Annotated in this window: 14 protein-coding genes and 1 pseudogene; 3 read left to right on the plus strand and 12 right to left on the minus strand. The window is 54.3% G+C overall.

Features of this window, described 5'->3' with window-relative positions; genetic code table 11:
• From Q7J88_RS11490 to rpmH, 12 genes and pseudogenes are all read right to left on the minus strand, one after another.
• Positions 1–370 (minus strand): annotated as a pseudogene (locus Q7J88_RS11490) (ATPase); the annotation flags it as partial.
• Between the two features lie 2 nt (positions 371–372).
• Complete coding sequence (locus Q7J88_RS11495) at positions 373–798, minus strand: ATP synthase F0 subunit B (protein ID WP_303722369.1); 426 nt, start codon at positions 796–798, stop codon at positions 373–375.
• 193 nt (positions 799–991) lie between these two features.
• Positions 992–1360, minus strand: coding sequence for a polymer-forming cytoskeletal protein (locus tag Q7J88_RS11500; protein WP_303722370.1), 369 nt, complete (start codon positions 1358–1360; stop codon positions 992–994).
• Positions 1361–1438: 78 nt separating this feature from the next.
• Positions 1439–2290 carry a ParB/RepB/Spo0J family partition protein gene (locus tag Q7J88_RS11505; RefSeq protein WP_303722371.1) on the minus strand — a complete coding sequence of 284 codons (852 nt, stop codon included), beginning with the start codon at positions 2288–2290 and terminating at the stop codon, positions 1439–1441.
• 3 nt (positions 2291–2293) lie between these two features.
• The gene (locus Q7J88_RS11510; RefSeq protein WP_303722372.1) at positions 2294–3058 is read right to left on the minus strand and encodes a ParA family protein; all 765 of its coding nucleotides are present in this window, start codon (positions 3056–3058) and stop codon (positions 2294–2296) included.
• 142 nt (positions 3059–3200) lie between these two features.
• Positions 3201–3857 carry a 16S rRNA (guanine(527)-N(7))-methyltransferase RsmG gene (gene rsmG, locus Q7J88_RS11515; RefSeq protein WP_303722373.1) on the minus strand — a complete coding sequence of 219 codons (657 nt, stop codon included), beginning with the start codon at positions 3855–3857 and terminating at the stop codon, positions 3201–3203.
• On the minus strand, positions 3847–5715 hold the full coding sequence (gene mnmG, locus Q7J88_RS11520) for a tRNA uridine-5-carboxymethylaminomethyl(34) synthesis enzyme MnmG (RefSeq protein WP_303722382.1): 1869 nt from the start codon (positions 5713–5715) through the stop codon (positions 3847–3849). The genes rsmG and mnmG overlap by 11 nt, the downstream gene beginning before the upstream one ends.
• 71 nt (positions 5716–5786) lie before the next feature.
• The gene (gene mnmE, locus Q7J88_RS11525) at positions 5787–7151 is read right to left on the minus strand and encodes a tRNA uridine-5-carboxymethylaminomethyl(34) synthesis GTPase MnmE (RefSeq protein WP_303722374.1); all 1365 of its coding nucleotides are present in this window, start codon (positions 7149–7151) and stop codon (positions 5787–5789) included.
• A gap of 49 nt (positions 7152–7200) precedes the next feature.
• Positions 7201–8796: a membrane protein insertase YidC gene (yidC, locus tag Q7J88_RS11530; protein WP_303722375.1), complete on the minus strand. Its 1596-nt coding sequence runs from the start codon at positions 8794–8796 to the stop codon at positions 7201–7203.
• 32 nt (positions 8797–8828) lie between these two features.
• Positions 8829–9041, minus strand: a complete 213-nt coding sequence (gene yidD / locus Q7J88_RS11535; RefSeq protein ID WP_303722376.1) for a membrane protein insertion efficiency factor YidD — start codon at positions 9039–9041, stop codon at positions 8829–8831.
• Positions 9026–9403, minus strand: a complete 378-nt coding sequence (gene rnpA / locus Q7J88_RS11540; protein WP_303722377.1) for a ribonuclease P protein component — start codon at positions 9401–9403, stop codon at positions 9026–9028. The genes yidD and rnpA overlap by 16 nt, the downstream gene beginning before the upstream one ends.
• Positions 9404–9418: 15 nt before the next feature.
• Positions 9419–9571, minus strand: coding sequence for a 50S ribosomal protein L34 (rpmH, locus tag Q7J88_RS11545; protein ID WP_303722378.1), 153 nt, complete (start codon positions 9569–9571; stop codon positions 9419–9421).
• 397 nt (positions 9572–9968) lie between these two features.
• On the opposite strand from rpmH, the gene dnaA reads away from it, so the two are divergent.
• The 3 genes from dnaA to Q7J88_RS11560 form a co-directional block, all read left to right on the plus strand.
• Positions 9969–11327 (plus strand): chromosomal replication initiator protein DnaA, encoded by a 1359-nt coding sequence (gene dnaA, locus Q7J88_RS11550; protein WP_303722379.1) that lies wholly within the window; start codon positions 9969–9971, stop codon positions 11325–11327.
• A 247-nt stretch (positions 11328–11574) separates the two neighbouring features.
• On the plus strand, positions 11575–12693 hold the full coding sequence (gene dnaN / locus Q7J88_RS11555) for a DNA polymerase III subunit beta (protein WP_303722380.1): 1119 nt from the start codon (positions 11575–11577) through the stop codon (positions 12691–12693).
• Between the two features lie 63 nt (positions 12694–12756).
• Positions 12757–13403: DNA replication/repair protein RecF (locus tag Q7J88_RS11560; protein WP_303722381.1), on the plus strand; the 647-nt coding region annotated here is incomplete at its 3' end.

A 13403-nucleotide genomic window follows, 5' to 3' on the forward strand; every position in this document is an offset into this window, starting at 1 on the left:
GGTCACGCTCCTGCTCGCCTTCACGCTTGAGTTCGGCGGCAATGGCATCGATCTCGGCTTCAGCCCGATCGAGCTTGGCGTCGTATTCAGCGAATTTCGCCTCGGCAGCAGCCCGGGCAGATTCCGCCTCTTCGAGCGCCTTGGCAATCGACTCGCGACGGCCGCCAAGTCCGTTTTTAATCGGCTTGGTCACAAAATAAGCGAGCAGGCCGGCGAGCACGGCAAAGTTGAGCAGGCGCCAGAGGAAGTCGACCAGCAGCTTGCCGCCGTCGGCATGGCCCTCGCCACCCGAAGCCAGCACCGTCGTCGTCGCCAGCAACAGCAGGGCTACGGTTACAGCCGGAATCAGCAGTCGTTTGATTGCCTTCATCTTTAAATCGCCCTCCCCATAATCTTGGTGGCAATCGCTGCTGCCAGTCCCTGTGCATCGCTTTTCAGTTTCTGGCTGGCAGAAGCCGCAGCATCGGCGACCTCCCCTTTGACTGCCTGCAGTTTCTGGGTCGCCTCGTCGCGAGCGTTGCCGATAATGCCGGCCTCTTCGGTAGCCGCCGCCTGACGCAGGGACGCTTTCTCCTGGCTGCCCTTGAGCTTGGCGGCCTGCAGTTTCTCTTCGTAGCGCGCCATTTTCTCCTCGATCTGCCCCTCGAGACCGCGTGCGCGTTCATGCGCCCCGTCGATCGTCGCACGACGATCGCTGAGCACTTTGCGCAACGGCCGATAGAGCAGCACATTGAGGATCGCCATCAAGATGATGAAGTTGGCAGCCTGCAGTAATACTGTCCAATTGATTTCGATCACGGATTACACCTCGACTAGTCCGGCCAATGCTGGCTCGGCACAACATTCTGGTATACTGTATACAAATTCAACGAGCCGCAGAGTGACCCCCACGGCAAAGCAGGGCATTGCTATCACAGCGCCCGACTTGTGTCAAGACCAATTACACTCTTTTTAATCTGATTTACGGCAAAACACCGACATTTGCCGCCGATTACGGGGTGGTTTTTTTCGCTGACGCACCGGTCATGCTGACGCTGCCGTTGAGGACCACACCCTCTTCGATCGACAGGATCGGGGCTTCGATCGTCCCTTCAATCTGAGCCGGGCGCCGCAGTTCAACGCGGGTCGCCGCCTTGACATTCCCCTTGAAGCGACCGCTGAGAATGAAGGAGCCGACCGCGACCTCGCCTTCAATATCGGCGGTTTCTCCGACAATCAGCGTGTCCTTCGAGGTAATTTCACCCTTAAAGTTGCCATCGAGCCTGACGATCTCGTCGAAAAACAGCTTCCCTTCGAATTTGCTGCCGGGTCCGAGGAAAGCCTTGATTTCGCCTTTTTCCAACGGGGTTTCCTTGCGCATGTCTGGTTCTGTCCTTTGCAATGAATGACTCTATGTTCGTGGCGACACTCCGGCGTCGCCCCCTTGATTGGTGGGTGTTTACTGAACGCCAAGCTTCTCCAGCAACCGATCGAGATCCCCGGGAGCAAAATAGGTGATCTCCACCCTCCCCCCTTTCCCCTTCGGGGTGATCTTGACCTGGGTGCCGAGTACCCGCTGCAGTTCGGCAGCCAGGTGGGTGATCTCCGGATCGACCGTTTTGGCCGCGCTACCCGCCTTGGTCGTACCACCATCGCCCCCGTTTTTGACCAGGGCTTCAGTCTCGCGTACCGACAGACCGCCGGCAACAACTCGCGAGCGAACCTGCATAATCCGCTCTTCGCCTTCCAGCGCCAGCAGCGCCCGGGCATGGCCCATGCTCAACCGTCCGGCAATGACGTCGTTCTGCACCGACTCGGGCAGACGCAGCAGGCGCAGGGCGTTGGCCACCGTCGAACGCTCCTTGCCGACCCGCTTGGCCACCTCTTCCTGAGTCAGATCGAAACGCTGCATCAGGTTGCGATAGGCGAGTGATTCCTCGATCGGGTTGAGATCCTCGCGCTGAATGTTCTCAATCAGCGCCATCTCCAGCGCCCAGTCCTCGGAAACATCCTGGATGACCACCGGCACTTCGTGCAGTCCGGCCTTCTGTGCCGCCCGCCAGCGTCGCTCGCCGGCTATAATCTGATAGTGATCCTCCAGCTTGCGCACCACCAGCGGCTGGATCACCCCCTTCTCGCGAATCGAGTCGGCAAGTTCCTGCAGGCTGGAGTCATTGAAGCTCTTGCGCGGCTGATCGCTATGCGGTCGCAACTCCTCGATAGGACAAAGGAAATACTTTCGGTTACCCTCCTGGGTTGCCGAATTGAGCAGGGCTCCGATCCCCTTGCCGAGAGCGGGTCGTTTCGCCATCGATTACATCCTTGCCTTGATAATTTCCCGCGCCAGCTCGAGGTAGGCCTCGGCACCGCGCGAGGTGATATCGTACATCAACACCGGCAGACCGTGGCTGGGTGCCTCCGACAGGCGCACGTTGCGCGGCACCACGGCCTCAAACACCTTGCCTTCAAAATGGGCGCGGATTTCCTCGGAGACCTGGTGCGACAAGTTGTTGCGACTGTCGAACATGGTCAGCAGAATACCGAACAGTTGCAGCGACGGATTGAGGTCGCGCTGAATCAGGCGGATGGTGTTCATCAACTGACTCATCCCCTCCATCGCGTAAAACTCGCACTGCAGCGGGATCAGCACCGCACTGGCTGCGGTCAGCGCGTTGACGGTCAGCAGGCCGAGTGACGGCGGACAGTCAATGAGGATATACTCGTAACGATCGGCGATCGATTCAAGCACCCCCTTCAACTTGATCTCGCGGGCAAAAACCGATACCAACTCGATCTCGGCACCGATCAGATCGGTGTTGGCCGGCATGACATCGAGATGTGGCAACCGCGAAGGAATGATGATGTCGCTGGCCGCGGCATCACCAAGCAGGGCGTTGTAAACCGTCAACTCCGCCTTGCTCTTGTCAATACCAAGTCCACTACAGGCGTTGGCCTGCGGGTCCATGTCGACCAGCAGTGTTTTCTTTTCAGCCACGGCCAAAGAGGCCGCCAGATTCACCGTGGTGGTGGTTTTTCCCACCCCACCTTTCTGGTTGGCAATCGCAATGATTTCGGCCATGCCACTCCCCTTTTCCAGGTCTGTTCAGCGAGCCGAGAGACTAGCACAAAATCGGAATGGTTTGAATGGCAAAAAGGGGATTATGCCGGATTCATTTTCAACTACCAACATCTTGTAGTTTCTTTGTTTTCCGCCGCTACATCTAGTATTCAGACTGCAACTCCAACAGCAAACGCCCGGCACCGGAAACCGGTAACGCGATCGCAATCTGGCGGTGACAGACAATTCGCCGTTCACCCAGCCAGGCTTGCGCCTCCTGCAGTTCCCTCTCGCCTTCCGGACCCTTCATCGCGATCATCCGTCCGTCGGCTTTCAGATAGGGTAACGCCATCTCGATAAATCCGGTCAGTGAGGTAAAAGCTCGGGCCACGACCAGGTCAAACGCACCACCCCAGCCCTGCTCCTCCGCCAATCGCTCCCCTCGTCCGTGCCAGGCGCTAAACCCCTCAAAACCCAAGCGCCGGGCGACATGGCGCTGAAAGGCGATCTTCTTCGCCACGGCATCAACGGAAACGATATCGAGATGCGGGCGCACGATCTTCACCGGCAGACAAGGAAATCCCCCCCCTGAGCCAAGATCAAGCATCCGTCCCGATTCCGGCAGACACTTGAGCAGAGTCAGGGAGTCGACCAGGTGCTTCTCCAGGGCCTCGTTCGGATCGGTAATCGCCGTCAGGTTGTGAGTGCGATTCCAATGCAGCAACTCTTTCTGCAGCCAGAGCAGTTGCCGCGCAGTCGTCGAGTCGATATCAATCCCCAGGCTGCGCAGCTGCCGCTGCAGTTCCGCCTCAAGCTCCATCGCCACGCCTCAGCAACACCGAGAGTATGGCAACGGCCGCCGGTGTCACCCCGGGAATACGTGCCGCCTGACCCAGCGTCTGCGGCTGCGCCGCGCTCAGCTTCTCCTGAACCTCGGCGGAAAGGCCCGAGACTCCGGTGTAAGTGAATCCGGCCGGGATTACCACCCCCTCCAGACGACGGAAGCGCTCAACCTGTTCCAGTTGCCGGGTGATATAGCCTTCGTATTTGACCGCGATCTCCAGTTGCTCGCGCACATCTTCCGGAAGTTCACCCAGTGGCGCGTCAATGATCGCCAGCTGTTCGATCGTGATATCGGGGCGACGTAGCAGTTCCTCGAGGCTGGCCCCGTTTTTCAGTTCACCCAGGTCCAGACGCTGAAGAATATCGACATCCTTCGGCCCGACCCGTGTCCCCCGCAACCGCTCGTTGCCGGTTGCCAGCAACTCCAGTTTTTGCAGATGCCGCTGCCAGCGCTGTTCATTTATCAGTCCGCAGCGGAAACCGGTTTCTGTCAGGCGCAGATCGGCGTTGTCCTCGCGCAGCAGCAGACGGTATTCGGCGCGCGAGGTGAACATTCGATACGGTTCGCTGGTGCCGAGCGTTACCAGGTCATCAATCAGCACCCCGACATAGCCCTGGTCGCGACCGACCACCAGCGCGGATTCCCCCTTGACCTGCAGCGCAGCGTTGGCACCGGCGATCAACCCCTGCGCCGCAGCCTCTTCGTAGCCGGAGGTGCCGTTAATCTGCCCGGCATGAAACAGTCCCTGCACCGCCTTGGTTTCCAGAGTCGGCAGTAGTTGGCACGGATCGACATAGTCATACTCGATCGCATACCCCGGTCGCATGATCTCCACCTGCTCCAGACCCGGCAGACTGTGCAAAAAAGCCAACTGCACATCGGCAGGCAAGGAGGTGGAGACGCCATTCGGGTAAATCTCGGCGCTGTCAAGCCCTTCCGGTTCAAGAAACACCTGGTGCTTATCTTTTTCCGGAAACCGCACCACCTTATCCTCGATCGACGGACAGTAGCGCGGGCCGATCCCTTCAATGACCCCGCTGTACAATGGTGAGCGGTCGAGCCCGGAACGGATCAGGTCATGAGTCCGCTCGTTGGTGTAGGTGATGTGACAGGGAACCTGCGGGCCGGTGATGGCAACAGTATCAACCGAAAACGGCTTCGGCTGCGCATCACCATATTGTGGTTCGAGTTGACTAAAGTCAATCGTCCGCCGATCGAGCCGCGCCGGGGTTCCGGTCTTCAACCGGCCGACCCGAAAACCGAGCGCGCGCAGATGATCCGACAACCCCTCCGAGGGCGGTTCACCGGCACGCCCGCCGGGGTAGTTCTGCAACCCGACATGGATGAGGCCGCGCATAAAGGTGCCGGTGGTCAACACCACCGAACGACCGGAAAACACCACACCCTCCCTGGTCTCCACCCCGGCGACTCGCTCCCCTTCCACAACCAGCCGACTCACCGCCCCCTGTTTCAGGTCGAGTCCGGGCTGGGAGCAGATATACGCTTTCATCCAGGCGGCATAGCGCATTCGGTCAGCCTGCGCCCGCGAAGCCCGCACCGCCGGGCCCTTCTTGGTATTCAACACCCGAAACTGGATACCAGTGGCATCGATCGCCGCGGCCATCACTCCACCCAGGGCATCGATCTCCCGTACCAGGTGACCCTTGGCCAGACCACCGATCGCCGGGTTACACGACATCTGCGCCACCGTGTCGAGTCCCATCGTCAACAACAGGGTCGAGCAGCCACAGCGCGCCGCCGCCAGCGCCGCTTCACAACCGGCATGCCCGGCACCAACCACAATCACATCATATTGCTTGCCATAATCGGCCATAAAAACCCCAAACAATTGTTCCACGTGGAACAACCCCAAAACCTCTTCAGTGTTTCACGTGGAACAATAGATCACTTACCTACACAAAAACGGGAAAAGATCTGGTCAAGAATAGCATCCGGCGTAGTTTCCCCGGTGATCTCCCCCAGCGCCTGTAGTGCTTCACGCAGATCTAGCGCAAGGAATTCCGGGGACGGGTTAGAAGAAGTGGCTGCCAGAAAATTATCGAGCGCCGACTGGCAACGCAGCATGGCTTCACGATGGCGTCGATCGGAAACTTGGATCGACTCCTGGGCTTCACCGCTACCGATAAATTTTCGGGAAATCTCCTGACTCAAAAAATCGAGCCCTACACCGGTTTTCGCCGAAACGGCTATCGCCGGCAAATTGGAAAACGGTAGTGGCAGTGTTTGCTGGGGACGATCCGATTTATTCACCACCAGCAACAAAGGACGATCAGCACAGGCTTCCAATGCCAGCAAATCTTCGTGATGCGGTTCGCAACTCCCATCAATAACCAGCAAAACCAGATCAGCGGTCGCGCAGTATTCGCGACTGCGGCGCACGCCCTCAGCCTCGACCGGATCCGCGGCATCACGCACACCCGCAGTATCAATCAACCGCAGAGGCACTCCACCCAGAACCAGGCTCTCCTCGATCGTGTCGCGCGTGGTACCGGGAATCTCAGTAACGATCGCCCGCGCCTCCCCGAGCAGAGCATTGAGCAGGGAGCTTTTGCCGACATTTGGTCGACCGAGGATCAACACGTGCAACCCTTCACGCAAAACCCGTCCCTGGTCAAAACGGGCAAGCATGCCGGCGATATCCTGGCGAACAACGGTCAGCGACTCCACAACCCGGGAGAGATGAGGTGGCTCGATCTCCTCATCGGGAAAATCGATATGGGCCTCGATAAACGCCAGGGATTCAAGTAGCCGGTCGCGAAATTCGTGAATACGCCGCGACAGTACCCCGTCGAGTTGGCGCATGGCCAGGCGCGATGCTGCATCACTGCGCGAACGGATCACATCGATAACCCCTTCGGCCTGGGCAAGATCGATTCGGCCGTTGAGAAAAGCACGCAGGGTGAATTCGCCTGGGCTCGCCAGACGTACACCGGCATCGAGGAACAGATCGAGCAGACGACGCTGGATCAGGATACCGCCGTGCCCATGCACCTCAACCACATCCTCACCGGTGTAGGATCGGGGAGCGTGCATATGCACTGCCAGCACCTCGTCAACCACTTCACCGTCTGCGGCATGCATATGCCCATGGTAAAGCTGATGCGAACGAAAGGTATCGACCTGCGAACTCGGGGTAAAAAAACGACGTAAAAACGCCAGCGACTCCGGACCGGAGAGGCGGATGATTCCGACTCCACCCTCTCCGGCGGCAGTGGCTGGCGCTACGATGGTTTGATCTGTCAGCTGCATTGTCGCTCAGCGACGGGTGCCGACACGACAGTGCGGCACTCGATCTCAATCAGGACATGGTACGGTGAATATAAAGCTGCTGGACGATGGTCAGCAAGTTGTTGACCAACCAGTAGATAACCAGACCAGCAGGGAAGTTCAGGAACATCGCGGTAAACACCACCGGCATGATCAGCATGACCTTCTGCTGGGTCGGGTCGGCGGTCGACGGGGTCAGCTTCTGCTGGATAAACATCGTCGCCCCCATAATCAGCGGCGTGATGTAATAAGGATCCGGAGCCGAAAGATCAGTAAGCCAGAACACGAACGGCGCGTGACGCAACTCGATCGCCTGGTAAAGAACCCGGTACAGAGCAAAAAACACCGGAATCTGGATCACCATCGGCAGGCAGCCGCCCATCGGGTTGACCCGGTGCTTCTTGTAAAGCTCCATCATCTCCTGGCCCTGGCGCTGACGGTCGTTCTTGAACCGTTCCTTGATCTTGGTCATCTCCGGCTGCAGCTTCTGCATCGACTTCATCGACGCATAACTTTTATGGGTCAGGGGCCAGAAGATCAGCTTGATGATCAGGGTCAACAGGATGATAGCGACTCCGTAGTTTCCAATGTAACCGTAGAAAAACTTCAGGGTCTTGAGCAACGGTACTGCAATCGGCGTAAACCAGCCGAAGCTGATCGCTTCGCTGAGTTGATAGCCGACCGACTCAAGGACTTTCTCATCACGCGGACCAAAATAACTCTGGTAAGAAAAACTGCTCGAAGCACCCGGAGCCAGTTTAAAAAACGGCGTCGTCATCACATTGAAAATAGTATTGCCTTCACGAAGAACCCGCACTTTTTCAGAAGCACCCGCCTCAGGAATCAGCGCGCTCATGAAATATTTAGTCTCAAATGAAGTCCAGACAGTGCCCGACCCATACGAAGGGGATTTCTCCTTCAGGTCATCTACCTTGACCTGTTCCAGCGAACCATCGACCAAGGAAGAGGCGCCGTTGAAGACCACCATGTCGCTCTTGGCTTTATCGTCCCACTGCTGCTGCAGCGAAAGTTCAAGTTCACCATTGACCTCGGCAGTTCCGGTATTGCGAAGAAGGGTCTGGACGCCAATGACATAACTGTCACCGCGCAACGTGAAGATTCGATCAACGATCAGACCGTTCACGGATGTACGAAAGGTCAATTCAACCTGATCCGCACCAGACAGGCTGGTTTTGTCAGGAGGGCTCAGCAACGCATAGGCGGTATCGGCTGCCAGGGTAATCCCATTTTTGCCCTGCAGAGACAAGGTTGCCAAACGGGGTGTGGCGGCATCGACAACCTTGACTTGAGGAGAATCGGCAGATGCGGTCTCGGTATAATGATGCAACTGCAGCGTAGTAATTTTGGCTCCGAGGCTGTTGAACTCGACCGTGTACAGCGGTGTATCGAGCAGTACTTTCGTTTCGGGAGCCGGTTTGGCTGATAGGACCGGTTCAGCAACAGCCAGACTTGCAGGAGCTGCCGGTTGCTCAGTTTCAGAGCTAACCGCCGAAGTCACGGCAGTTTCATCTGCTACAGGCGCTTCAGGTTGTTTGCCGGGGTTGAAGAACATCCAGACACTAACCATCAAAAGAATGGCGATAATGACGTTTTTATTGTTATCCATTGATTCAACACTCCGGAAAAGACAGTAGGTGATTACGGTAAGGGGTCATATCCACCAGGATGCCAGGGATGACAACATGACAGACGACGCAAAAAAAGCAAAACGCCCTTGACCAGGCCGTAACGATCAATGGCCTGCAGAGCGTAAGTAGAACAGGTCGGATAAAAACGGCAGTTCTGTCCTGTCAAGGGTGAGATAAACCGCTGATAAAACCGGATCAACGCCACGACTATCTGCTGGAGCATCCGATCGTCTCTCCTTCCGGCATAGCAAGCAGACACGCCAGCTCCTGCTGGAGTTCCCTGCCGGTTAGACTACCGGCACCGCTGCGGGCAACGATGGAAAAGTCTGTAAGAGCCGGCAGTAGATGATAATGAAGACGGAAAAACTCACGCAACAAGCGCTTTACCCGATTACGAACCACAGCGTTACCGATGCGCCGGGAAGCCGTGATCCCCAACCGAGTAGGGCCCTGAACGCGGCGGCTGGTCAATACAAGAAAATGAGATGTACGAAGCAAACGGCCGGAATTTCTCAATGCCAGAAATTCCGGCCGCTTCCTGATTCGATGTGCCGCCGGTAATCGAAAGGATTTTCCGGTAGACACCAGAATACCTTACTGTTACTTGGTCGGGATGGTTACCACAAGCTGGCGACGGCCACGTGACCGACGACGCTTGAGAACCAGACGACCATTTTTAGTCTGCATACGCTTGCGAAATCCGTGGGTACGTTTCCGGCAAACTTTACTCGGCTGATAGGTACGCTTCGACATGACTCACTACTCCTTCGTTTTATTCGGTGGCATCTTAAATGACAAACCGATGAGTTTATAAATTTTCACAGCGCCGACACATTGACGGAGGAATCGGCAGTAAAGAGCATTACTATGCATATTCTAAAAAAACTGTCAAGAATTTAGATATCCGGAGAATATTTTTTTCTTAGCAGGAATACCCATACCCTAAACAAAAAGTCCTTGCAAAAAAAAAGGGGCTCTGCTAGCGTAAAATGTCCTAAAATATGCAGCAAGGACAGCTGTAAACAAGCTAAAATTCAGTGTTTACAATTCATTTTATCTGTTATCCACACCTGTTAAAAAACTTGTGGATAACATCTTCAGTAACAACACCTGCAGATCAACAACCGGGTGTTTACCGGAAACCAAGATCATGACGCCTGAACGCATCTGGCCGGAAACTCTGGCTAAACTCGAAGAGAGTCTGAATCCGCAACATTTCTCCATGTGGATCAAACCGATCGAGTGTGTCAATGCCGACAGCGACCTGATTAAATTGCAGGTACCGAACAAGTTTGTCCTGAACTGGATTGAAGAGCATTTTTTTAATCAGATTCAGGAAAACATCTGGAATATAGGCGGCGAACACTACCGCGTACAGCTGGCTCTGGCAACACCGCAGAGCAATAAAAGCAAAAAAAACAAAAAAGAAGATACCTCGGCACCAACCAGCGAAACTGTCGTTTCGGTTCCACAGCACCGTACACAGACTATTAATCTCAACTCCAAATATACTTTCAACGAATTCGTTACCGGCTCATCCAACCAGTTCGCATTTGCCGCAGCCATGGCGGTTGCTAACAAACCGGCTACGACTTACAATCCACTGTTCATCTATGGCGGTGTTGGTCTGGGAAAAACCCACCTGATCAATGCCGTTGGCAATGAAATACTGCGCAGTAACCCACAAACATCCGTCTGTTATTACACTTCCGAAAAATTCATGAACGAGCTGATCAACTCGTTGCGCTATAACAAGATGGATGAATTCCGCAACAAGTTTCGTTCAATGGACGTACTGCTGATCGACGACATCCAGTTTATTGCCGGCAAGGAAAGAACCCAGGAAGAATTCTTCCATACCTTCAATTCACTTTACGAATCGCAGAAACAGATTGTGCTGACCTCGGATAAATTTCCAAAAGAAATACCGGGTCTGGAAGAACGTCTGCGTTCGCGGTTCGAATGGGGACTGGTTGCCGACATCCAGACCCCTGACATCGAAACCAAGCAGGCTATTCTCAATATGAAGGCCGAACAGAACGGTATCGACCTGCCGAAAGATGTCGCACTCTTTCTAGCCAATTCAGTTTCAAGCAACGTCCGTGAACTGGAAGGTTATCTGATCCGGATCGGTGCATTTGCCAGCCTGACATCAACACCAGTCAGCCTGGATATGGCCAAGAATATTCTTAAGGATATCCTGGTTGAAAAGGACCGGCAGATTTCTGTCGAACAAGTCCAGAAAGTGGTTGCCAGCCATTTCGGTCTCAAGATGTCCGATCTAAAATCGGCAAAACGCTATAAAGCTCTGGTGCAGGCGCGGCAGATAGCCATGTATCTGACTCGACAATTGACAGCGCTATCCTATCCGGATATCGGCGATCAATTCGGCGGCAAGGATCACTCGACAATCATCCATGCCATACGCAAAATAGAAAAATTGCTGAGCGAAGATCCACAACTGGAAGCCGTTGTAAATGGCCTTAAAAAAACGATCAACGGAAATTAACAGCCAGTTGCTTAAAAATTGTCGATAGGGCTGATGATATCCTGGGGATAAAAACCGGTGACCGAGTTATACACAAAAAAGTGTATACAGTCGACAAACTAGCCAAGGTTGAATCCACAGGGCAACCCGCTTTATTTATCGGGGAAAACGGTAGTTTCCACAAATCAACAGCCATCTATTACTACTACTGAAATACGATTTAAAATATTAATAATCATAGGTTGGCAACAACCCAGTGGAGGATGAAATGCAATTTTCAGTCGAAAAGGAAATATTCCTCAAAGGCCTTGCCAGGGTTCAAGGTATCGTTGAAAAACGTAACACCATCCCGATTCTGTCGAATGTTCTGATCGAAACGATCAACGACGCTATCCGGCTGACAGCAACGGATCTGGAAGTCGGCATGCGTGCGTCCTACCCGGCCAAGATTGCCACTTCCGGAAAAATTACCGTTTCTGCCAAAAAACTCTACGAAATCATCAAAGAACTTCCCGAACAGGAAATCACCTTTCGGGCCAAAGAAAACTGCTGGATAGAAATCAGCTGCGGCAAGTCGCTATTCAATATTGTCGGTCTGGCATCAGATGAGTTTCCACACTTTCCTGATGTCAACGCCGAGCAAATGATTCCGATCAGCGGCACACTCCTCAATGAGATGATCGAAAAAACGGCCTTTTCGATATCAACGGATGAAACCAAATACAATCTGAATGGAATCTATTTCCGCACTCTCAACGAGAATGGAAAGGATCTGTTGCGCCTGGTCGCTACCGACGGACACCGTCTGGCACTCGCACAGAAGGATATAGCCGCAGCCAATATCGAAGAACTTGCACAGGGGGTTATACTTCCCCGCAAGGGTATCCATGAACTGAAAAAAATAGCCGAAGACAGCGACGGAGATGTGCGAATCGGTTTCATGGACAACAGCGCAGTAGTCATCCGGGAAAACACCACAGTCATCATGCGACTGGTCAATGGTGATTTTCCGGATTACAATCGCGTGATTCCAAAACAGAACGAAGATATTGCCGTGATGAATCGGGATATTCTGCTCCATGCATTGCGACGCATGGCCATCCTGTCCAGCGAAAAATCGAAAGGAGTCAAACTGCAGCTTAAAAGCGGTATGCTGGAAATATCATCTTCAAATCCGGATGTCGGTGATGCGCGCGAAGAACTTGACGTAACCTACAACGGCCCGGAAATGACCATTGGCTTCAATGCCCGCTATATGATCGATATTCTGCAGGCGCTCGGTAATGCCAAGATCAAGCTGGCGGTACGCGATAATCTTTCACCGGGATTGATCACGCCTGAGGAAGATGACGGATTTTTAGCGGTGATCATGCCGATGCGGCTTTGATAAGCAAGCAAAAGAAAAAAGCCTTTACTTAAAGGCTTTTTTAACGATTGAGTTGCCAAAAGCATGCTGCTTTATCAGCTGACGGTGAACCGCTTCCGGAATATAGACCGGATCGAGATGGATGTTCATCCACGATTCACTATTCTGCATGGCGACAACGCCCAGGGAAAAACCAACCTGCTCGAAGCGATACATCTGCTTGGCAGCCTGAAAAGTTTTCGTGGCGCTCGCAACGATGATCTGATTCGAAAGGGGGATGAACAGGCAACAATAAGCGGTCGCTGTCGGCAGCAGAATCAGGTGGAGCGACAACTGCAACTCGATATTCGCCGCGATGGAAAAACCGTCCGGCTTGATAACAAGGGGGTAAGCCGGCCGAGCGATTATCTGAGCTGCCTGCGTTCGATTATTTTTGCTCCGGAAGAAGTAGGACTGGTCAAGGGTGGTCCGCAAGGCCGTCGTCGACTGATCGATCGAGCGGTGTTCATGACCCGCCCGTCCTACCTGAATGACCTTCAGGAGTACGAACGGCTGCTCAAACAACGCAACCGGTTGCTCAAGAACAGCGGAACCCCGGCTGAGTTGCTACCGTGGACAGAGGCTCTGGCCCGAAGCGGCGCAACGATTCGCAAGGAGCGAGGCATTTACCTGCAGGCCATTGCCGACGGACTGACACAATGTCATCATCGCATCAGCCAACAGCGGGAAGC

It is taken from the genome of Malonomonas rubra (assembly GCF_003247215.1).
Taxonomy (GTDB): Bacteria; Desulfobacterota; Desulfuromonadia; order Desulfuromonadales; family Geopsychrobacteraceae; genus Malonomonas; species Malonomonas rubra_A.

What these genes read in the sequence shown, in the direction of transcription:
- Q7J88_RS11505 (WP_303722371.1), bottom strand. Translation starts at nt 2,290, where the DNA reads ATGGCGAAACGACCCGCTCTCGGCAAGGGGATCGGAGCCCTGCTCAAT.
- Q7J88_RS11510 (WP_303722372.1), bottom strand. Translation starts at nt 3,058, where the DNA reads ATGGCCGAAATCATTGCGATTGCCAACCAGAAAGGTGGGGTGGGAAAA.
- dnaA (WP_303722379.1), top strand. Translation starts at nt 9,969, where the DNA reads ATGACGCCTGAACGCATCTGGCCGGAAACTCTGGCTAAACTCGAAGAG.
- rsmG (WP_303722373.1), bottom strand. Translation starts at nt 3,857, where the DNA reads ATGGAGCTTGAGGCGGAACTGCAGCGGCAGCTGCGCAGCCTGGGGATT.
- rpmH (WP_303722378.1), bottom strand. Translation starts at nt 9,571, where the DNA reads ATGTCGAAGCGTACCTATCAGCCGAGTAAAGTTTGCCGGAAACGTACC.
- mnmE (WP_303722374.1), bottom strand. Translation starts at nt 7,151, where the DNA reads ATGCAGCTGACAGATCAAACCATCGTAGCGCCAGCCACTGCCGCCGGA.
- yidC (WP_303722375.1), bottom strand. Translation starts at nt 8,796, where the DNA reads ATGGATAACAATAAAAACGTCATTATCGCCATTCTTTTGATGGTTAGT.
- yidD (WP_303722376.1), bottom strand. Translation starts at nt 9,041, where the DNA reads ATGCTCCAGCAGATAGTCGTGGCGTTGATCCGGTTTTATCAGCGGTTT.
- mnmG (WP_303722382.1), bottom strand. Translation starts at nt 5,715, where the DNA reads ATGGCCGATTATGGCAAGCAATATGATGTGATTGTGGTTGGTGCCGGG.
- Q7J88_RS11500 (WP_303722370.1), bottom strand. Translation starts at nt 1,360, where the DNA reads ATGCGCAAGGAAACCCCGTTGGAAAAAGGCGAAATCAAGGCTTTCCTC.
- dnaN (WP_303722380.1), top strand. Translation starts at nt 11,575, where the DNA reads ATGCAATTTTCAGTCGAAAAGGAAATATTCCTCAAAGGCCTTGCCAGG.